Raw genomic sequence first — 20,221 nt, 5'->3', positions numbered from 1 at the left:
GGCGAATTCGACACGTCACCAGCCTACTTCGCTAGGCACCATCTGCGGGCCTGATCCGGCCCGGAAAGGACGCCTCGCCGCATGAGCCAGCGCACCGAAATCGACCCGCTCGCCTACATCCAGGAGCGCGGACTGGGCGCCCTCGCGGATCGGATGGGTATCGAGATGATCGAGTTCACCGCCGATCACGCGATCGCGACAATGCCGGTCGAAGGAAACACGCAGCCGATCGGCCTGCTGCACGGAGGTGCGTACGTCGTGCTCGGCGAGACGCTCGGCTCGATGCACGCGAATCTGCACGCCCCCGAGGGGTTCGTGGGTGTCGGTGTCGACATCAACGCGACACACACCGGATCTGCGACCGCGGGCATCGTCCGTGGGGTGTGCACGCCGATCCACCTGGGCCGCACCCTCACCGTCCACGAGATTGTGATCTCGGACGAGCAGGATCGACGCTGCTCAACCGTGCGCATCACGAACGTGTACCGCCCGATTCGCTAGCCCCACAAGCAAAACGGCCCCGGATCCTGTCAGGATCTCGGGGCCGTTTGTCGATCGTGGCTCTGGCCAGGCTACTTCTTCTGTGAACCGAGCTGATCGATGATCGTCTTGGCGACGTCCTGCATGGTCAGGCGACGATCCATGGATGCCTTCTGGATCCAGCGGAACGCGTCGGGCTCGGAGAGGCCCATCTTGTCGTTGAGGATGCCCTTGGCGCGGTCGACGAGCTTGCGGGTCTCAAAACGCTCGGCGAGGTCAGACACCTCGGACTCGAGCGCCACAATCTGCTGGAAGCGAGAGATCGCAATCTCGATCGCAGGCAGCAGGTCGGCCGGGGTAAACGGCTTGACGACGTACGCGAGTGCGCCGGCTTCGGTGGCTCGGTCGACGAGCTCCTTCTGGCTGAAGGCGGTGAGCAGCACGACGGGTGCGAGGTGGTTCTTGTTGATGCGCTCGGCTGCCGAGATGCCGTCGAGCTGGGGCATCTTGACGTCCATCACGACGACGTCGGGGCGGAGCTCTTCCACCAGAGCAACTGCGGTCTCTCCATCACCCGCTTCGCCCACAACATCGAATCCGTTGTCGCGCAGGATTTCTACGATGTCGAGCCGGATGAGTGATTCGTCTTCGGCGACGACAACGCGTCGCTTGGAGCTTGGGGTGTTGGCCTGGTCAGTCACGACACTTAGTTTACGGTACGCTGGCATGTGTCACCTGTAAGCCGGATTGGCGGAATCGGCAGACGCGGAGCACTCAAAATGCTTTGCCTTCGGGCGTGCGAGTTCAAGTCTCGCATCCGGCACTGATTGACACAGGAGAACGCCGGGTCCCCTCTGGGGCCCGGCGTTCTCCTGTTTGCGCGCGGCGCACGCTGCGCCGTGAAACACGAAAGCGCCAGGAATCCCTGCGGGGAAACCTGGCGCTTTCGTGTTCGCGCGGGCGTGTCGGCCCGGAGTCGCGCTAGTCCGCGAGGTGCTTGCGCGGTCCCGCGTCGGCGAGCAGGCCGGAGGACTCCCCCACGCGGTGGATACGCAGCGTGTTGGTCGAGCCCACTACTCCGGGAGGGGATCCGGCAATCACGAGCACCGTGTCGCCGACCTGGGCTCGCTCGTTGGAGAGCAACACGCCATCGACCTGCCCGAACATCTCGTCCGTCGAATCGACACGCGGCGTGGTGAAACTGTCCGCACCCCACGTGAGTTCCATGCGGCGACGAATCGCGTAGCTGGGCGTGAAGCCGAGAATGGGGATGGGCTTGCGCAGTCGCGACATCCGGCGCACCGTGTCGCCCGACTCCGTGAAAACGCAGATGTACCGGGCGCCAATGAACTCCGCGACCTCGGCCGCGGCGAGCGTGAGCGCGCCTCCCTGCGTGCGCGGCTTCGTGCCGAGCGGGTCGATGCGATCGAGCGCGTGGTCCTCCGTGGCGGAAATGATGCGCGCCATCGTCTCGACCGCGACGATCGGGTACGCCCCCACGCTCGTCTCGCCCGAGAGCATGACCGCGTCGGCGCCATCGAGCACGGCGTTGGCGCAGTCAGACGCCTCGGCGCGGGTCGGGCGCGGGTTCTCGATCATCGACTCGAACACCTGCGTCGCCACGATGACGGGTTTCGCGTTGCGGCGCGCGATGGCGATGGCCTCGGTCTGAACGAGCGGCACCCGCTCCAGCGGCATTTCGACGCCCAGGTCGCCCCGGGCGACCATGATGCCGTCAAACGCCTGGACGATCTCCTCGAGGTTGTCCACCGCCTGCGGCTTCTCGATCTTGGCGATCACGGGAAGGCGAACGCCCTCCTCGTCCATGATCACGTGCACCCGGGTGATGTCGGCGGCGTCGCGCACAAACGAGAGCGCGATGTAGTCGACGCCCAAACGCAGCGCCCAGCGCAGGTCGGCTTCGTCCTTCTCGGACAGCGCGGGAACGTTGACCGCGACGCCGGGAAGGTTGATCCCCTTGTTGTTCGAGATCGCGCCGGGCACCTCGACCACGGTGTAGACGGTGTCGTCCGTCACGCGCACTGCGCGCAGCGTCACCTTGCCGTCGTCGATGAGCAACGGATCGCCGGGGCTCACGTCGCCGGGCAAGCCCTTGTGCGTCGTGCCGCCGATCGTCCGGTCCCCCACGATCTCGCGAGTCGTGATGGCGAACTCGTCGCCGACCTCAAGGTCGTACGGGCCGTCAGTGAATCTTCCGAGCCGAATCTTCGGCCCCTGCAGGTCGGCGAGCACCGCAATCGGGCGCCCGACCTCAGCCTCAGCGCGGCGAATGTTGCGGTACACCCCCTCGTGCACGTTATGGGTGCCGTGCGAGAGGTTCAGCCTCGCGACGTTCACTCCCGCCTTGATGAGGTCCAGCGTGTGGTCGTAACTCGACACAGCCGGACCCCAGGTCGCGACGATCTTTGCGTGGCGCATGCTCGCTCCTCGAGGTAGATGATGCGGCGCTGCCCACGCCGCAAGGGTGCCGCGACTGACGGCGGAAAGCTAGGCGTCCGCCGCCACGTTCCCCTTGGCACTTCGCGCCGCGAGTACATGGTGGTACTCGTCGGGGTTCGCGGTCTCCTCTTCAATCGACTGTACCGGGTTTCGGCGACCGGGAAGGTACACGCTCGTCTCAATTCCGGGGTGACGACGACGCTGGACCAGGATCAGCACGATGCCGGCAACGATCGCGACGAGGGCGGTGAAAACGTTGGTGCGCAGGCCCAGGATGATGAGGCTCGGATCGACCCGAATCGACTCAACGATCGCGCGCCCGATTCCGTACCAGATGAAGTACATCCCGAGGAAGGTGCCCCAGCGCGGCTTCAGACGACGCTCAATTGCGAGCAGCACCACGATGCCGAGCAGGTTCCAGAGCAGCTCGTACAGGAAGGTGGGGTGGAACAGCGTTCCCTCGGGAAGCCCGACGGGGAACGCCGGGTTGTTGGCGGAAATCTCGAGGCCCCAGGGCAGCGTGGTCGGGCCGCCGAAGAGCTCGTGGTTGAACCAGTTCCCGAGGCGACCGAAGGCCTGCGCCAGGAGCAGTCCGGGAACGAGCGCGTCGGCGAACGACCAGAAGCGGACGCCGGTCAGGCGCGAGGCGATCAGCACGCCGATGGCACCACCGAGCAGTGCACCGAAGATCGCGATGCCGCCCTCCCAGATTGCGAAGACCTTCCAGAGGTCCTTGCCCGGGCCAAAGTAGTCACCGAAGTGGGTCACGACGTGGTAAATCCGGGCGCCGATGATGCCGAGCACCACCGACCAGACCATGAAGTCGATTGCAACGCCGCGCTCGGCCCCGCGCTTCGTCAGGCGACTGCTGACCCACAGGGTGGCGGCGATGATGCCGAGCAGGATCCAGAGGGCGTAAAAGTAGATCCGAATCGGACCGATCTGCAAGAAGCTCACGTCGGGGCTCGGGATACTGAACGGGAGAATCATGCCTCTTCTTTCACCTGAGAAAACTGGGGGCGTCGTTCCGGGTGGAACGAAGCAATCCTAACGCTGCGTGCCTTCGGCCAGCGCCGCGGCGACCGCCCGGACGCCCGCGACGCCATCCGCCGCGAGTGCACGCACGAGTGCAGAGCCCACGATCGCACCATCGGCGTACTCGAGCACCTCGCGCACCTGGGCGCCGGTCGAGATGCCGAGGCCCACACAGCTGTGCTCGCACCCGACCGCGCGCAGGCGCTCGACGAGGGTGCGTGCGGCCTGATCGACATCCCCGCGGGCGCCGGTAACTCCCATGGTCGACACGGTGTACACGAAGCCGCGGCTGAGTTCGGTGACGGTGCGCAGGCGCTCGTCACTCGAGGTCGGGGCGGCGAGGAACACGCGGTCCAGCTCTGCCCGCTCGGAGGCGGCCAACCAGTCGCCGGCCTCGTCGGGGATCAGATCGGGAGTAATGAGACCTGCACCCCCGGCGGCCTTGAGCTCGTCGGCGAACCGGTCCACGCCGTACTGCATGACGAGATTCCAATAGGTCATGACGAGTACGGGGGCCTTGACCTGCTTCGTGATCTCGCGGACCGCAGTGATGCCGTCTGCGACGCGGAAGCCGTTCTTCAGCGCCTCGACCGTGGCAGCCTGGATGACCGGGCCGTCCATGACGGGGTCCGAGTAGGGCATGCCGAGCTCGATGATGTCGACGCCGCCCTCGACCATTGCGACCGCGGCATCGATGCTCGTCTTCAGATCAGGGAAGCCGACCGGAAGGTAGCCGATGAGCGAACCGTTGGATGCGTCCTTGCGGATCTGGAGCGTGCGCTCCACTGCGGACTCGCTCACGCGCTTGCTCCCTCTGCCGTCGAACCGTCTACTGGGGAGTCGTTCAGGCCGAAGTAGCTGGCCGCCGTCTCCATGTCCTTGTCGCCGCGCCCCGAGAGGCACACGAGCACGGTCTGATCCGGGCGCATGGTTGCGGCAAGCTTCAGGGCGCCCGCGAGCGCGTGCGAGGACTCGATCGCCGGGATAATTCCCTCGGTGCGCGACAGCTGCATAAGCGCGTCCATCGCCTCCGCGTCGGTGATCGGCAGGTATGTCGCCCGCCCGATCGCCTGCAACCAGGCATGCTCCGGACCGACGCCCGGGTAGTCGAGTCCCGCCGAGATCGAGTGCGATTCGATCGTCTGGCCGTCCTCGTTCTGGAGCATCTGGCTGCGGGCGCCGTGCAGGACGCCCGGGCGCCCGAGCGTCAGGGTCGCTGAATGGCGAGGGGTGTCGATTCCTTCGCCCGCCGCCTCGTAGCCGTAGATGCCGACCGACTCGTCGTCGAGGAACGCCTGGAACAGGCCAGCAGCGTTCGAGCCGCCGCCCACGCACGCGGCGATCGCGTCGGGCAGCGCGCCCGTGCGCTCAAGCATCTGTTCGCGCGCTTCCTCGCCGATGATCTGCTGGAAGTCGCGCACCATCGTCGGGAACGGGTGCGGACCGGCGACGGTGCCGAAGACATAGTTCGTCGTCTCGACGTTCGTGACCCAGTCGCGCATCGCCTCGTTGATTGCGTCCTTGAGGGTGCGCGATCCGGCCTCGACCGGGATCACCTCGGCGCCGAGCAGCCGCATCCGGGCGACATTGAGCGCCTGGCGCTCGGTGTCGACCGCGCCCATGTAGATCGTGCACTCCAGGCCGAAGAGGGCCGCCGCGGTCGCCGTCGCCACGCCATGCTGGCCGGCACCGGTCTCGGCGATCACGCGCTTCTTGCCGATGCGCCGCGTCAGCAGCGCCTGGCCGAGCACGTTATTGATCTTGTGCGAGCCCGTGTGGTTCAGGTCCTCGCGCTTCAGCAGGATCCTGGCGCCGCCGGCGATCGCCGCAAACCGCTTCACCTCAGTGAGCGGTGAGGGGCGACCCGTGTAGTCCTTGAGCAGCCCGGCGAGTTCTGCCCGGAAGGCGGGATCCGCCTTCGCTGCGTCGTAGGCATCGGTGAGCTCGTCGAGCGCGAGCACGAGGGATTCGGGAACGAAACGTCCGCCGAATTCGCCGAAGTACGGCCCGGATACGTGGCTGAGAGTCATGGGATCCTCGAAGTGGTTGTGGGGCGCCAGGGGCGCCAAGTTACACGCTCAGGAAGCCAGCGAGCGTGGCGATGGGGTCGTTCGTCACCAGCGCCTCGCCGACCAGCACGACGTCGGCGCCGGCCTCGCGGTAGTGCGCGACGTCGGCGACGTTCAACACTGCTGACTCTGCGACGCGAATCACGCCGGCCGGAATCTGGTCCGCGACGCGACCAAACAGGTCGCGATCAAGCTCGAACGTCGAGAGGTTGCGGGCGTTGACCCCGACCAGCTCCGCGCCGAGGTCGACGGCGCGGGAAACCTCGTCGGCCGAGTGCGTCTCGACCAGCGGGGTCATGCCAAGCTCACGCACGAGCGTGTGCAGGCGCACCAGCGTCGTCTGTGGCAGCGCCGCGACGATCAGCAACACGAGGTCCGCGCCCGAGGCACGGGCCTCAAGCACCTGGTACTCCTCGCCGATGAAGTCCTTGCGGAGCACCGGTAGGCTGACCGCCTTGCGCACTGCCTCGAGGTCCGCGAGCGACCCGCGGAACTTGCGCTCCTCGGTCAACACGCTCACCGCGCTTGCCCCGCCAGCCTCATACTGCGCGGCCAACGCCGCGGGCTCGGGAATGTCGGCGAGCAGGCCCCGCGAGGGGCTCGCGCGCTTGACTTCGGCGATGACACGAATGCGATCGGCAGGGGCGAGCGCGGCAAGCGCGTCGATCGCGGCGGCGCGCGCAAGCGCCTCCGCCTCGACCTGCGCGTACGGCCGAAGCTCGCGGCGCTTACTGGCGTCCTCGAGGGATCCTGCGAGCAGTTCGCTGAGCACGGTTAGTGCGAGGACTTCGGGGAGTACTTGGGCCCATTGACCCCGTAGCCGGCCTTGGCCAGCACCCATCCGAGGATGAGGCCGATCAGCGCGACGCCGGCGCAGATCCAGACCAACCAGGCCTGGTGAAGGAAGAAGGCAACGGTGCCGGCCGCGATCGCGATCAGCATGACGATCACTGCGGTCCACGCAGCGGGCGAATCTCCGTGTCCGGGCTCTTCGTGCTGGGTACTCATGAATCTCCTCTAACGAATGGCAACCAAAAGCTGTTGTCTCAGACCAGACTACCGGTTTGGCGAGCGAAGCGCGGCACCCGGGGTCGCGTGCCGCGGGGGCGCGGTCTCCCCGCGCTAGGCCCGAGTGGCGGAAGCGTCGCCCTCGGGCGCGTCCGCCGGATCGGCTGGCTCGCCCGAATCGGCCACCTCGCTCGGATCTGCCACCTCGCTCGGATCGGCGCCGTCGCTCAGCGCATCCCAGTCTGAGATGCGGTCGTGCTCAGGTGTCTGGGCGGCCTGGCCAGCAGGGTCGTCTCCGGCGGGGCGTGGGCCGGACGCCGTGGCGGCCGTTTCATACTTGCGGCCGGCGGCCCGCCAGCGGCTGCCCCACACCAGCACAGCGATGCCGAGGAGCGCGGCGATGCAGCCCGCCGTGGCAGTGATCGCCGCCCACACGCTGACCTGGCTCGAGGCGACCACGGCGATACCGGTCGCGTCGCTGCCACCGATCCCGGTGAGCTCGGTGACTTTGCCCGCGGCGGCGTCAAGCGGAGCTTGCAGCACCCCCAGAGTGAGGGCCACAATGCCGCCGCCGAGAACGACGCCGAGCGCGCCGAGCACGAAGCGAAAGATCCGGCCCGCGATCGTGAGCGCCAGCGCCAGTGCAGCGAGGGCCAGGGCCATGGGCGCGAGCGGAGGGCTGAGCTGCTGACCCGTGACCGTGAGTGTCCCCTGCGCGGAGACCCCCTCGCTGAGTTCGATACTCAACCAGACCTGGGTCGCGGCGATGAGCGCGACCGCGGCCACCAGCAAGGTACCGGTGACGACGAGCTTCTTACTTGCCATCAGCGCGTCCCGCCGAGCGTGCGCAGCGTGTTGGCGATCGCGACGGCGCGAAGCGGCGCCGCCGCCTTATTGCGTGACTCCTGGTCTTCCAGCTCGGGGACCGAGTCGGCGACGATGCCGCCGCCGGCCTGGACCATCGCGACGCCGTCGCGGATGGTGGCCGTCCGAATCGCGATGGCGAGATCAGCCGAACCGCCCAGACCGAAGTACCCGACGACGCCGCCGTAGACGCCGCGCTGCACCGGCTCGAGTGCATCGATGATCTCGAGCGCACGCGGCTTCGGCGCCCCCGAGAGCGTGCCTGCCGGAAAGGTCGCCCGGAATGCGTCGATTGAGTTCTGCTCGGGGCGTAAGCGACCCTCGACGGTCGACACGATATGCATGATGTGACTGAAGCGTTCGATCCGCATGAACTCGGTCACCTCCACCGAATCGGAGCGACAGACACGGAGCAGGTCGTTGCGCGCAAGATCGACCAACATGAGGTGCTCGGCGCGCTCCTTCTCGTCGGCCATCAGATCGCGCTCGAACTGCTGATCCTCCTCAATCGACTCGCCCCGGGGACGCGATCCCGCGATCGGGTGCGTCAACACGCGGTCGTCGTGCACGGTGACGAGCGCTTCGGGACTCGATCCCACGACCGCGAACGGACGCCCGTCGTTGTCCTCGAGACTCAGCAGGTACAGATACGGGCTGGGGTTCAAGTGGCGCAGGACGCGGTACACGTCGAGCGGGTCGGCGTCGCAGCGATGATCGAACCGTTGCGACAGCACCACCTGGAAGATGTCGCCGTCGACGATGTGCTGCTTGGCCACGGCGACACCCGCGAGATAGTCTGCCTCGCTGGTCAGCCGGACGGCCTCGGCGAGTGCCTCGCGGTCGAGCACGCCCAGCGGAGTGGCGGCCGGGGCGGCGAGCCGCTCCTGCAGCGCGTCGAGCCGACGCTGGGCGTCGGCCCACTGCGCGTCAGCGTCGGCCTCGATGAGGTCGTCGTTGAGGACGTTTACGATGAGCGTCACGAGCCCGTCGCGGTGGTCGATCACGACGAGCTCGGACACGAAGCTCAGCCCCTGGGCGGGAAGTCCGGGGCCCTCGGTCGGGCCGTGCTCGAGGCGCTCGAACTGCCGCACCGTCTCCCACCCCATGTATCCGACGAACCCACTCGCGAGCGGCGGCAGGCCGGGAAGCGGCGCACTCTTCCAGCGCTCGTAAACCTCGCGCAGCGCCTCGACCGGGGCAAGGCCCGTGACGCCGCCAGGCAGCAGACGTTCTTCCGCGAGCGCGACGCCGTCTCCCCCGGTCGGCCGCCAATTGGCGCGTCCGCCCTGCTCACCGAGCGTGCCGAAAGTACCGGCACCGACAAAGCTAAAGCGGGTCCAAACGCCGCCCTGCTCTGCCGACTCAAGCAGAAACGTTCCGGGGCGCGACTGCGCGACCTTTCGGTAGATGCTCACGGGAGTGTCCCCGTCCGCGAAGATCTCGCGGCACACGGGGATCACTCGATGGGTGGAACGCGCGGCGTCAAAAGCGTCGCGGGGCGTCGAAGTGCTCACCGCATCATCGTAGCGCGGCGCCAGCGCTGATCCTGCGCCCGCACGGAGGCGGGATGGTCCAGGCCGCGCCGAGAAGCAGGAGCGCCTCCCCTAGGCCGAAAGCGCGAGGTCCCGCCGGCGCACGAGCCAGGCGGCGACGACGGCGGCGGCGACCGCGATCACTGCCATGGCCCACGCGGGACCCCAGTCCACCGGTCCGCTCGGAGACAGAGCCACCACGATCGGCGTGTGGGAGAACGGAGAGACGTTGCGCACCCAGTCGGGCAGCCCGAGGAGCCCGCCGAACTGTCCGATCGCGATGGCCAGGATCAGCAGCACCCACGAGAGCCAGATCGTCGCGCGCGGCCGCACCGCGAAGACAAGCGCAGCGGCTGCCAGCAGCACGAGTACGGCGGGCAGCTGCGCAAGGCTGGCGACGGCGGCGATCGCAGCCCGGTCGCCGAACCCGGGTGACTGACTCAGACCCAGAAATGCCCCGAGCACCGCGGCGCCGAGCACGAGCACGGCGGTCACGCCACCGAGCACCAGAAAGCTCAGAAACCACCGAACTCGCGTGACGGGCGTCGCCAGCACCAGCTCGCCGGTGCCAGAGGATTCATCCTGCCGTGCGCGCACGATCGCCTGGACGGCGGCTACCGCTGCGAGGAGGCCGATCAGGCTGAACATCGACGAGGTGAACAGGTCGATGAACGACCCCTGAGCTTGCGGGCCCGCAAACGATCTGAGCGTGCTGCTGAGCGTGTTGCTGAACTCGTCGGCAGGGCCACTCCCGACCCGCACGAGCTCGAGCACGGTCTGCCCCAGCGCGCCGACGAGTAGCCCAAAGAGTCCGCCGGCAATTACCCAGCCCAGCGTCGCCGTGCGCTGCAGGCGCCATCCGAGGCTCAGCGGTCCGCGCAGACTGGAGTGCGCCGCCGGGCGCCCGGCCCGCTCCGGGAGCAGGCTCGAGCCCAAGTCGCGGCGCCCCTGCAGCGCGAGTGCGACCGCCCCCAGGGCGACGGCGAGGAGTAGCCCCAGCCCGAGCGGCCAGACCCGCTCGCCACCCGCAGCGGCGGGCGTGAACGGATTCACCGCCTGTCCCCAGCCAATCGGGCTCAGCCAACTCGGCCACGCCGGCGTCATACTCACCCCGTCGGCCTGGACCGTGCCAGTCGCGTCGCCAATACCCCGGAGCACGTAAGCGAGCGTGACCACCACTGCGGCAAGTCCGTTTGCCCCACGCGAGGTGCGCATGAGCTGCGAAGCGCCGAGCCCCACCCCGAGGAAGACCAGCCCCACGACCGCGAGCGCACACCCCGCCAGTACACTTCCCGTTGCCCCGGCTCCGCCCCAGAAATAGCCGAGGGCGGACACGGCGCCGATCGCGAGGCTGAGCGACACTCCTTCGACGAGCGTCGCCACGAGCGGGGCGTACCGCGCTGCGGGCGTCGCGCTGATGAGCTCCGTCCGACCCAACTCCTCGTCCGCACGCGTGTGTCGCACCGCGAGGAACGTCATCATGAGCCCGATCAGCACGGCCAGGAACGCAAACAACAGGAAGAACTGAAACGCGTCCGCGGCGGGGCCCTGCGGGGTGCCGCGCAGGATCAAGATGGCCGGGGTGGTTTGGATGAGGTGCAGCACCTCGGTGCGCTGGGCCGCCGTGCCGAACGTGCCCGCCACCGCGGCATTGCCCACGTAGGCCAGAAGCGCAAAACCCGCGAGCCAGGCGAGGGCCTGCGTCCGGTCGCGCCGGAAGCGCTGCGCCACCAGGGTGCGCAGCACGCGCGGCGCCCGCTCGGTCATGACTCCGCCTGCGCCGTTCCCGGCGCAGCAGGCTCCGCGCCGTAGTGCCGAAGAAAGAGCTCCTCGAGCGAGGGAGGGTTGACCGTGACGCCCGCGGCGCGCAGCTCGGCGAGCGCGCCGAGCACGCGCGGCATGTCGTCGCTGTCGGCGGTGAAGCGCAGTCGTGCGCCGTCGCGCACGAGGTCGTGAGCCCCGGGGATCCTGGCCAGCTGCTCGGGCCGCAACTCCCCGTCGGGCCCGACATGGGCGAGGGACACCTCGGTGCGTGTCAGATGGCGCAGCTTGGCCAGCGTGCCCGTCTCGACGGTTCGTCCCGCACGGATGATGCTGACCCGGTCGCAGAGGTGCTCCACCTCGCTGAGGATATGGCTGCTGAGTAGGACGCTCTCTCCGTCGCGCAGCAGCTGCGCGATCTGCGCCCGAAAGGTCGCCTCCATGAGCGGGTCAAGCCCGGAGGTCGGTTCGTCAAAGATGTAGAGGTCCGCGGGAGTCGCGAGCGCTGCGATCAGCGCGACCTTCTGACGATTCCCCTTCGAGTACGTGCGCGCCTTCTTCCCCGTGTCAAGCTGGAACGCCTCAATCAGGGCGGCCCGCCGCGCCGCGTAGGCGCGCTTGTCCTCGTCGCCACCGCGAAGTCGAGTGATGAGGTCAATCGCCTCGCCGCCCGTGAGATTCGGCCAGAGGCTCACATCCCCCGGCACGTAGGCCACGCGCCGGTGGACCAGGCCCGCGTTGTTCCACGGATCCTGCCCGAACAGATGTGCCTGGCCGGCGCTCGCGCGCACCATGCCGAGGAGCACGCGCAGCGTCGTCGACTTCCCCGAGCCATTGGGGCCGAGGAAGCCATGCACCTCGCCTCGGTCGACGCTAAGGTCGAGCCCGTCCAGCGCCCGCACGCGCCCAAACGTCTTCACCAGGGAGCGGGTTTCGACCACCGCCCCCGACTGCGTATTGATGCTCATGCACCAGACGTTACGCCCGTTTAGCGCCCGCGGCGGAGTTTCGGGAAAACCCCCAGGTTAGCCCTGGTCACCGCCGGGATCGCCCTCGATCGAGGGCAGCTCCCGGCCGGTGAAACAGCTGCGGGTGCCCGTATGGCACGCCGCTCCAATCTGGGCGACGCGCACGAGCAGCGTGTCCCCATCGCAATCCGTCGCCACCGAGCGAACGTACTGGCGGTGACCCGAGGTGTCCCCCTTGCGCCAGTACTCCTGGCGGGAACGCGACCAGAAGGTCACCCGCCCGGTCGTGAGCGTGCGGGTGACCGCCTCGGCGTCCATCCAGGCGAGCATGAGCACCTCGCCCGAGGCATCGTCCTGAATGATCGCGGGCAGCAGCCCGCCCTCGCCAAAGACGAGGCCCTCGGGGCCGGTGATCGCTGATTGTGCGTTGATCTCGCCACTCATGCGGCACCTCCAGGAAGTCGCACGGGGTAGCCCGCCTCCGCGAGTGCGTGCTTCACCTCACCAATCGTGAATGTGCCGTCGTGGAAGACGGACGCCGCAAGTACTGCATCGGCGCCCGCCTCGATCGCTGGGGCGAAATGCTCGAGCTTGCCGGCGCCGCCAGAGGCGATCACCGGCACAGGTGAGAGCGCGCGCACGCGGCGCACGAGCTCGAGGTCAAAGCCCGCGAGCGTGCCGTCGGCGTCCATCGAGTTGACGAGCAACTCGCCCGCACCGCGCTCGGTCACCTCGCTGCACCAGGCGAGCGCGTCGAGGTCGCTTTCGCGTCGGCCGCCGTGCGTCGTGACGACGAAGCCCGAGGGCATCCGATCGCTGCGTTTGACGTCGAGCGAGAGCACGAGTACCTGGGCTCCGAAGCGGTCGGCGATCTCTCCGATCAGCTCCGGGCGGGCAATCGCGGCGCTGTTCACGCCGACCTTATCGGCACCCACCTCGAGCAGCCGCGCGACGTCGTCAGCGCTGCGCACGCCGCCACCGACGGTCAGCGGAATGAACACCTGCTCGGCGGTGCGCCGCACGACGTCGTGCGTCGTGCTGCGATCGTCCACCGTCGCGGTGACGTCGAGGAAGGTGAGCTCGTCGGCCCCCTGCTCGGCGTAGCGCGCTGCGAGCTCGACCGGGTCGCCCGCATCACGCAGGTTCATGAAGTTGACGCCCTTGACGACGCGGCCACCGGCCACATCGAGGCAGGGAATGACGCGAACGCTGATGCTCATGTCGCGGCTTCCTTAGAGGCGAGCGGCGTGGATGGCCGTGACTAGAATGGCGCGGGCGCCCAGGTCATAGAGCTGGTCCATCACCTGGTTCGCGCTATCGGCCAGCACCATCACGCGCACCGCAACCCACTCCGGGTCCCGCAGCCGCGAGACCGTGGGCGATTCGATGCCGCCGGCGATCTCGATCGCGGCCTCGAGCTTGTCCTCGGGAAGGTCGTAATCCATCATCACGAACTTGCGGGCGACGAGCACACCCTGGAGGCGGCGCAGCAGTCGTGCGCTGTCAGGGTGCGCCTTCGGGCCACCGATCAGCAGCGCGGTCGACTCGAGAATGACCGGTCCGAAGATCTCGAGGCCGGCGGCGCGCAGCGTGGCGCCGGTCGACACGACGTCCGCGACCGCGTCTGCGACCCCCAAGCGCACCGCGGACTCGACGGCACCGTCGAGGCTGACCAGCGTCGCGACGACGCCACGGGCGCGCAGGAAGTCGTCGACGAGCTTCGGGTAGCTCGTGGCGACGCGCTTGCCCGCGAGCTGCGCGACCTCGGTGATCTCGCTCGACGGGGCCGCGAAGCGGAACGTCGAGTCGGCGAACTCGAGGCCGGCGATCTCGTGCGCGCCGGATCCTGAATCGAGCAGCAGGTCGCGACCCGTGATGCCGACGTCGAGCGCACCCGAGCCGACGTAGGTGGCGATGTCGCGGGGGCGCAGGTAGAAGAACTCGACGTCGTTGCGCGTGTCGGTGTGCACGAGCTGGCGCGAGTCACGGCGGCCCGAGTACCCGGCCTCGGCGAGCATGAGGGCGGCGGTTTCGGACAACGATCCCTTATTGGGGATGGCGATACGGAGCATGAGGTTTCGATTCTGTCGTGAGGGACCGGATCCGGTCCTTCGTGGAGAGGGATGACCGGGAAGCGCGCCGACGACAGAGGCGTCGGGCGCTAGAGATGCTTGTTCACGTCGTCAAGGGTGAGCCCCTTGGCGAGCATGAGTACCTGCAGGTGATAGATCAGCTGGCTGATCTCTTCCGCGCACGCGTCGTCAGACTCGTACTCGGCCGCCATCCACACCTCGGCGGCCTCTTCGACGATCTTCTTCCCAATCGCATGCACGCCGGCGTCCAGTCGGGCCACGGTGTCGCTGCCTTCAGGGCGCGCCACCGCCTTCGCGCTGAGCTCGGAGAACAGGGAATCGAACGATTTCACGTGCCTAGCCTAGCGGTCGCCGGGGGGTGCGACGCGCCACACGACCGGTTTCGGCCCCGAGAGTGGCGTCGCTCGGGGAAAAACTAGTGCGCGTGCGCCGCCGCGGCGACGCGCAGGTCGGCGATCCGCGACTCGGGCACGCCGCCGTAGACGGCCGATCCGGCCACGAACGTGTCCGCGCCGGCCTCGGCCGCGATGCCGATCGTGTCGACCGTGATGCCGCCGTCGACCTGCAACCAGACGTCGAGGCCCTGCCGCTTCTTCGCCTCGGCGAACAGGCGCAGCTTGGACATCATGTCGGGCATAAACGACTGGCCGCCGAACCCGGGCTCGACCGTCATGACCAGCACCTGGTCGAACTCGTGCAGAATCTCGAGATAGGGCTCGGGGTCGGTGCCGGGCTTCAACGCGATGCCGGCGCGGGCGCCGATGTCGCGGAGCTTACGCGCGAGGGCGACCGGGTCGGCCGCGGCCTCGGCGTGAAAGGTCACAGAGAACGCGCCGAGCTCGGCGTACCCCGGCGCCCAGCGGTCGGCGTCGGAGATCATGAGGTGCACGTCGAGCGGCACCGGCGACACCTCTTGGATGCGCGCCACGATCGGCGGGCCCATCGTGAGATTCGGTACGAAGTGATTGTCCATCACGTCAACGTGCACGTAGTCGGCGGTGGCGATCCGCTCGAGCTCGTGCTGCAGGTTGACGAAATCGGCGGACAGGATGCTCGGGTTAATGCGCGCTGCGGTCACGCAGGCCAGTCTACCGGGCAGGATCCGCACCGGCGGGCACGATCCGGTGCTGCGTGAGCAATGTCGGAGATGTCACACATGTCGGAACGAAACGCCGTGTTCCCGTCCGACATACGTGTCATCTCCGACATTCGTGACAGCGCAGGGCAGGATCCGCACCGGCGGATCCTCCCCGAGCCCGCGCTAGCGGCGGGCGAGCAGGGAGACGAACATCGCGTCCGTGCCGTTGCGGTGCGGCCAGAGCTGTACCGAGAGCGCCTCGCCGGCGAGTTCGAGTTCGCCGCGGGCCTCGCGCTGGGCGATCGCGCGTGCGTCGAGCTCGGTGAACTCGGGGTGCTTCGCGAGAAAGCGGTCCACGACGGTGCGGGTCTCGGCGATGTGCGGCGAGCAGGTGACGTAGGCGAGCACGCCGTCATCGGCGAGGTGCCTCGCTGCGGCGGTCAGCAGCTCGGCCTGCAGCACGCGAAGCGGCGGCAACTCCTCGGGCTGCTTGCGCCAGCGCGCCTCGGGACGACGGCGCAGCGCGCCCAGTCCGCTGCACGGCGCGTCGACGAGGATGCGGTCGAAGCGGGCGTCCGCTCCCCCGTAGGCCTCGTCCTCGCGGCCGTCATGGCTGACGACGTCGACGTGTGCGCTCACGGCCGAGACGGCGCGCCGCACCAGGTCGGCGCGGTGCTCGGAGACCTCGTTCGCCCGGACCGTGGCGCCACCGAGCGCGGCCTCGGCGCCGAGCAGCGCGGTCTTCCCACCAGGGCCCGCGCACAGGTCGAGCCAGCGCTCGCCCGGGGCGACCGGCTTCGCTCGGGTGAGGAGGAGCGCCGCGAGCTGGGAGCCCTGATCCTGCACACGAACCGTGCCGTCTGCAGCGCCCGCGGCCTTGATCGCGGAGATCGGGTCGCCGCCCGCGAGCTCGAATCCGATCGGCGAGGGGCCCGAGGCGCGCAGGCCCGCGTGCTCGAGCGTCAATTCGTCGGCGTCGAAGCCCTGGCCGGGCAGCGCCGCGACGCTCACGCGCGGCGGCAGGTTGTCGGCCTCGAGGAGGGCGCCGAGCTCGTCCGCGCGACCCTCCGCCGTCAGCGCGGCGCGCAGGGCGCGCAGCACCCAGACGGGGTGCGAGGAGCGCTGGGCGAGGGACTCGTCGGGCGAGGCCGCCTCGTCGTTGATGCGGTCGTCCCACTCGGCGGGGTCGGCGCGGCCGACCGTGCGGAGTACGCCGTTCACGAAGCCTGCGCCCTGCGGCACCGCGACGCGGCGCTGCAGCTCGACCGACTCGTTCACGGCAGCGTGGGCACCCACCCGCATCGAGAGCAGCTGGTGCACGCCGAGGCGCAGGACATTCCGGGTGCGCGGATCGATGTCGGCGATGGGACGGTTCGCCGCGATCTCGATGATCCGGTCGTAGCGGCCCTGACCGCGCAGCGTGCCCGAGGTCAGCTCTGTCGCCAGCGCGGCGTCACGGGCGTCGAGGTTCGCCGCCCGAATCTTCGCCGGGAGGGCAAGGTTTGCGTAGGCGTCGCGTTCTTCCACGTCGCGCAGTACGTCGTAGGCGACGAGGCGCGCCCCCGATATCCAGGCCTTGGGCGCCTGCTGCTGACCGCCGCGACGGTTGCCCCCGCGGGGGCCGCCGCCCTGCGCGCCGCCGCGACCGCCGCCATTGAAGTATCCGCCGTTCTGGCCGTGCGTTCCGCCGCTCGGGCGCCGCTCACCGCTCACGCGACCACGACCGATCCGCCGCGGCCGCGCAGCCAGGCTGCGCCGTCCATGGCGGGCTTGCCGGCCGGCTGCACGCGGTCGAGCGCGAGGCCGATGCCGTCGACCGTGCCGAGCACTGCCTTGCCGTCGACGAGTGCGACGACGCCGGGGGCGGGCGATGCGCCCGAGGTGAGAGTGATGGCGTGCACCTTGAGTGACGCTCCGTCCGTTTCGAGGGTGGCGCCCGGTTCGGGCGTGACGCCCGCCCAGTGCGCGAGAATCTGCGCGGCGGGTTGCCGCGGGTCGAGGTGACCGTGTGAACGATCGAGCTTGTGGGCGTAACTTGTCTCGCCGACCTGCGGCTCGCCGGCCAGGGCGCCGGAATCGAGGCCTTCGACGGCGGCGAGCAGCGACGCGGTGCCGTGCTCTGCCAGCAGCGCGAGCGCGTCACCCGCGCTCGTGCCGGCGGGCACGGTTAGCGCGCCACGCGTCAACACGTCGCCCGCGTCGAGTGCGGCGACGAGGCGAAACACCGTGAGGCCGAGCTCCTGCTCGCCCGCCATGAGCGCGCGCTGCACCGGTGCGGCGCCCCGCCAGCGCGGCAGGTCAGAGAAGTGCAGGTTGATCCAGCCGTGCACGGGCGTGCTCAGCAGCGGCTCGCGAATCAGACCGCCGTACGCCACCACCACACCGAGGTCGGGCGCGAGAGCCGCCACCTGCGCCGTGACCGCCTCGCCGAGCGTGTTCGCCTTGATCACGGGCAGGCCGAGCGCCTCGGCCGCGTCGGCGACCGGTGACGGCGTGAGCACGCGCTTGCGGCCGAGTGGCGCGTCCTCACGGGTGATGACGGCGAGCACCTCGTGGCCGGCGGCCACGAGTGCCCGCAACGAGGGGGCGGCAACCTCTGGGGTGCCGGCGAAGACAATACGCATGGGGTCTATTCTCGCAGGTCGCCCGGGCGTTCCCTTCCCCGCAGGATCTTCCAGACGTCGCGCGGCCCCACCCGCCGCCGCGCGATCCGGCGCATATGGCTCTTCCGGGAGCCGGGAGCAGCCATTTGCGACGGGTCGCGGCCGGGGCACCGCGCCTAGCCGTCGAAGACGCCGCGGTCGTCGAAGCGCAGCCGCAACGCCTCGGGGCGGCGCCCCGGGGCGCGCCCGCGCGCGCGAGACGTGGCCCCGGCGGCATCGGCGATCAGCGCCGCGCGCAGGCGCTTCGCGACTTCAGCACCCTGCTGATAGTCAAAGCGGACAATCGCCCGCACGGTCTCGACCCCATCGGCCATGGGCTGCGGCGTCGGCCCAAGCCGGTCGATTCCGGTGAGGCCATCGAGGCGCGAAAGCGCCCGTTCGACTTCGGCGGCGCCCCCCGTCACGCTGGCCACCCGCACCGCCGGCGGGTACCGGAGCCCTTGCCGGTCGGCGAGTTCCTGCTGCAGCCACTCCTCGACCCGCCCGGTCGCGAATGCCCGCACGAGCGGCCCGCCCGCCCCGACGAGCACGCAGCTCGCGCCGGGGGCGGCTAGGGCCGCGGCGTTCTCCCACCAGCGCAGGCAGTCCTCGCCCGCGCGCAGCGTCTCGAGCCCCAACAATCGGTCGGCATCGAGCAGCACGACCGCGCGATAGCCGCCGGCCGCGAGCGGCTCGGCCCCGCGCGTCGCGACGACGAGCGCGGGGCGCGCATCCACGCGACTACGGGCGTGTTCCCCGTCGCTCAACAACACCCGAGTGCCGGGCAGCGCCGTCTCGAACTGCTCCGCCGTGCGGCTGGACCCGGCGCCGCGCACCTCGAGCTTCGTCTCGCCGCACTGCTCGCAGCGCCAGCCCGCCGCACTCTCGCCGCACCAGCGGCAGGCCGCGCGGCCCTGACTCCGGAAGCCGATGGGGCCGTTGCACGAGCGGCAACGCGCAAGGTCGTGGCACCGCCCACACACGGCGATCGGGGCGTAGCCGGGCGCCGCGACCTGCACGAGCACCGGACCGGTCTCGAGCCCCGCGCGAATGGTCTGGATCGCGATCCCCGGGATGCGACCGGGCTGCCGGTCCTCGTTCGTGAGCGCGCCCGAGAGCACGATGCGGGTGCGCTTGGGCGGGGTGCGTTGCGGGCGGACGTAGCCCAGGTCGACGAGCCGCTGCACCTCGGTGCTGCGCGCGTGCGCGGCGAAAAGCAGACCGGCCCCTTCGAGCTCGGCGCGCACAAGCGCCGCGTCGCGGGCGTGCACGTACGGCGCGAGCGGCTCGGCGAGGACGGGATCGCCGTCGGTCCAGACCAGGATCGCGCCCAGGTCGTGCGCGGGCGCATAGACGGCGGAGCGATTGCCGAGGACGATGCGTGGCACCGGGTCGAGCGCCCGCATGAATGCGGCGTAGCGCTCGGCATTTGACTGACGGGAGTCCACCCGCACGACCCCCGCGTGTCCGAGCGAGGCGAGCGCGTCGCGCACCTGGTCGAGGTCGCGATAGTCGGGTACGACGATGATGACGCTCTTGCCCGCGGCATGGGTCGCGAGCGCCGTGCGGGCGAGCTCGGCCGCCCAGGTGCCGACCCACTCCCCCGTGCTCAGTCGCTCGGGGCCGTGCGAGGCCGTGAGCGACAGTCTCGCGCCGTCGACGAGGAGCTGGCCGATTGTCGCTTCGGACTCGACGGCCTCGTACGGGACGTCGTCAGCGCCCGGGTCGGCCGCCGTACCGGCCAGGTGCTGCTTCTCGACGCGTACCTGTCGCGCCGGGATCGCGAGGCGCAGGATGTCGCCGGCGCTTCCGCCAGCTCGGTCGGCCAGGTGCCGGGCGAGCTGCCACACCTCGGGGGTCAGCACCGAGACAGGCGAGACCGCGTCGGTGACCGGCGCGAGCTCCCCCGTGAATTCGCTGCGCTCAACGAAGTCGATGAGGTAGCCGAAGGTGTTGCGGGTGCGCGACCGAAACGGCACGCGCACGCGCTGTCCGGCGCGCAGCGTCCCCGAAAGCGACTCGGGCACCGCGTAGTCGAAGAGGTGATCGAGCTGCGGCAGCGCCGAGTCCAACAGGATCCGCGCGACCGGGCCCGTCGCCGGGGCGGGGACCGCGCTCGCGCCTGTACCGGGGTCGGGCAAATCTCCCGCACCGGGCACCGGGATCGCTCGAGCGTCCGTCCCCTCCGGAACGGACGCTGAGGCGGGATCCTGCGCGGTCAAGTCGGCTCG

Annotated in this window: 20 protein-coding genes and 1 tRNA gene; 2 read left to right on the top strand and 19 right to left on the bottom strand. The window is 69.4% G+C overall.

Going from position 1 to position 20,221, the window contains the following annotated elements:
* Nucleotides 1-81: 81 nt before the first annotated feature.
* Entirely contained in the window at nucleotides 82-501 is a 420-nt protein-coding gene (locus JW030_RS05780) for a hotdog fold thioesterase (RefSeq protein WP_188044886.1), read from the top strand.
* 71 nt (nucleotides 502-572) lie between these two features.
* Here JW030_RS05780 and JW030_RS05775 read toward each other — a convergent pair whose 3' ends face one another.
* Nucleotides 573-1,208 carry an ANTAR domain-containing response regulator gene (locus JW030_RS05775; protein WP_223159815.1) on the bottom strand — a complete coding sequence of 212 codons (636 nt, stop codon included), beginning with the start codon at nucleotides 1,206-1,208 and terminating at the stop codon, nucleotides 573-575.
* Nucleotides 1,209-1,221: 13 nt separating this feature from the next.
* On the opposite strand from JW030_RS05775, the gene JW030_RS05770 reads away from it, so the two are divergent.
* Nucleotides 1,222-1,303: transfer RNA gene (locus JW030_RS05770), tRNA-Leu, on the top strand.
* A gap of 158 nt (nucleotides 1,304-1,461) precedes the next feature.
* Here the strand turns inward: JW030_RS05770 and pyk are convergent.
* From pyk to JW030_RS05680, 18 genes are all read right to left on the bottom strand, one after another.
* Complete coding sequence (gene pyk / locus JW030_RS05765; protein WP_188044888.1) at nucleotides 1,462-2,919, bottom strand: pyruvate kinase; 1,458 nt, start codon at nucleotides 2,917-2,919, stop codon at nucleotides 1,462-1,464.
* A gap of 69 nt (nucleotides 2,920-2,988) precedes the next feature.
* Complete coding sequence (gene lgt / locus JW030_RS05760; protein ID WP_188044889.1) at nucleotides 2,989-3,930, bottom strand: prolipoprotein diacylglyceryl transferase; 942 nt, start codon at nucleotides 3,928-3,930, stop codon at nucleotides 2,989-2,991.
* 57 nt (nucleotides 3,931-3,987) lie between these two features.
* Nucleotides 3,988-4,776, bottom strand: a complete 789-nt coding sequence (gene trpA, locus JW030_RS05755) for a tryptophan synthase subunit alpha (RefSeq protein ID WP_188044890.1) — start codon at nucleotides 4,774-4,776, stop codon at nucleotides 3,988-3,990.
* Nucleotides 4,773-6,005 carry a tryptophan synthase subunit beta gene (gene trpB / locus JW030_RS05750; RefSeq protein WP_188044891.1) on the bottom strand — a complete coding sequence of 411 codons (1,233 nt, stop codon included), beginning with the start codon at nucleotides 6,003-6,005 and terminating at the stop codon, nucleotides 4,773-4,775. The genes trpA and trpB overlap by 4 nt, the downstream gene beginning before the upstream one ends.
* 40 nt (nucleotides 6,006-6,045) lie before the next feature.
* Nucleotides 6,046-6,816: an indole-3-glycerol phosphate synthase TrpC gene (trpC, locus tag JW030_RS05745; protein WP_188044892.1), complete on the bottom strand. Its 771-nt coding sequence runs from the start codon at nucleotides 6,814-6,816 to the stop codon at nucleotides 6,046-6,048.
* Nucleotides 6,817-6,818: 2 nt separating this feature from the next.
* Entirely contained in the window at nucleotides 6,819-7,052 is a 234-nt protein-coding gene (locus JW030_RS05740; protein WP_188044893.1) for a DUF6704 family protein, read from the bottom strand.
* A gap of 114 nt (nucleotides 7,053-7,166) precedes the next feature.
* Nucleotides 7,167-7,877 (bottom strand): Trp biosynthesis-associated membrane protein, encoded by a 711-nt coding sequence (locus tag JW030_RS05735; protein ID WP_188044894.1) that lies wholly within the window; start codon nucleotides 7,875-7,877, stop codon nucleotides 7,167-7,169.
* The gene (locus JW030_RS05730; protein ID WP_188044895.1) at nucleotides 7,877-9,430 is read right to left on the bottom strand and encodes an anthranilate synthase component I; all 1,554 of its coding nucleotides are present in this window, start codon (nucleotides 9,428-9,430) and stop codon (nucleotides 7,877-7,879) included. The genes JW030_RS05735 and JW030_RS05730 overlap by 1 nt, the downstream gene beginning before the upstream one ends.
* 90 nt (nucleotides 9,431-9,520) lie before the next feature.
* Complete coding sequence (locus JW030_RS05725) at nucleotides 9,521-11,215, bottom strand: ABC transporter permease (RefSeq protein WP_188044896.1); 1,695 nt, start codon at nucleotides 11,213-11,215, stop codon at nucleotides 9,521-9,523.
* Complete coding sequence (locus JW030_RS05720; protein WP_188044897.1) at nucleotides 11,212-12,177, bottom strand: ABC transporter ATP-binding protein; 966 nt, start codon at nucleotides 12,175-12,177, stop codon at nucleotides 11,212-11,214. The genes JW030_RS05725 and JW030_RS05720 overlap by 4 nt, the downstream gene beginning before the upstream one ends.
* Nucleotides 12,178-12,234: 57 nt before the next feature.
* Nucleotides 12,235-12,621, bottom strand: a complete 387-nt coding sequence (gene hisI / locus JW030_RS05715) for a phosphoribosyl-AMP cyclohydrolase (RefSeq protein ID WP_188044898.1) — start codon at nucleotides 12,619-12,621, stop codon at nucleotides 12,235-12,237.
* Nucleotides 12,618-13,397 carry an imidazole glycerol phosphate synthase subunit HisF gene (hisF, locus tag JW030_RS05710; protein WP_188044899.1) on the bottom strand — a complete coding sequence of 260 codons (780 nt, stop codon included), beginning with the start codon at nucleotides 13,395-13,397 and terminating at the stop codon, nucleotides 12,618-12,620. Before hisF ends, hisI begins: the two co-directional genes overlap by 4 nt.
* Before the next feature lie 12 nt (nucleotides 13,398-13,409).
* Nucleotides 13,410-14,249 carry an ATP phosphoribosyltransferase gene (gene hisG, locus JW030_RS05705; RefSeq protein WP_188044900.1) on the bottom strand — a complete coding sequence of 280 codons (840 nt, stop codon included), beginning with the start codon at nucleotides 14,247-14,249 and terminating at the stop codon, nucleotides 13,410-13,412.
* Between the two features lie 89 nt (nucleotides 14,250-14,338).
* Entirely contained in the window at nucleotides 14,339-14,602 is a 264-nt protein-coding gene (locus JW030_RS05700; protein WP_188044901.1) for a phosphoribosyl-ATP diphosphatase, read from the bottom strand.
* Nucleotides 14,603-14,685: 83 nt separating this feature from the next.
* The gene (gene rpe / locus JW030_RS05695) at nucleotides 14,686-15,348 is read right to left on the bottom strand and encodes a ribulose-phosphate 3-epimerase (protein ID WP_188044902.1); all 663 of its coding nucleotides are present in this window, start codon (nucleotides 15,346-15,348) and stop codon (nucleotides 14,686-14,688) included.
* Between the two features lie 183 nt (nucleotides 15,349-15,531).
* Complete coding sequence (locus JW030_RS05690; protein WP_370567017.1) at nucleotides 15,532-17,061, bottom strand: RsmB/NOP family class I SAM-dependent RNA methyltransferase; 1,530 nt, start codon at nucleotides 17,059-17,061, stop codon at nucleotides 15,532-15,534.
* Nucleotides 17,058-17,972 (bottom strand): methionyl-tRNA formyltransferase, encoded by a 915-nt coding sequence (locus tag JW030_RS05685; RefSeq protein WP_188044903.1) that lies wholly within the window; start codon nucleotides 17,970-17,972, stop codon nucleotides 17,058-17,060. The genes JW030_RS05690 and JW030_RS05685 overlap by 4 nt, the downstream gene beginning before the upstream one ends.
* Before the next feature lie 155 nt (nucleotides 17,973-18,127).
* Entirely contained in the window at nucleotides 18,128-20,212 is a 2,085-nt protein-coding gene (locus tag JW030_RS05680; protein WP_241095583.1) for a hypothetical protein, read from the bottom strand.
* Between the last annotated feature and the right edge of the window lie 9 nt (nucleotides 20,213-20,221).

This window comes from Leucobacter sp. CX169, assembly GCF_017161405.1.
Classification (GTDB): Bacteria; Actinomycetota; Actinomycetes; order Actinomycetales; family Microbacteriaceae; genus Cx-87.
This window is presented reverse-complemented; position numbering and strand designations above follow the sequence as displayed.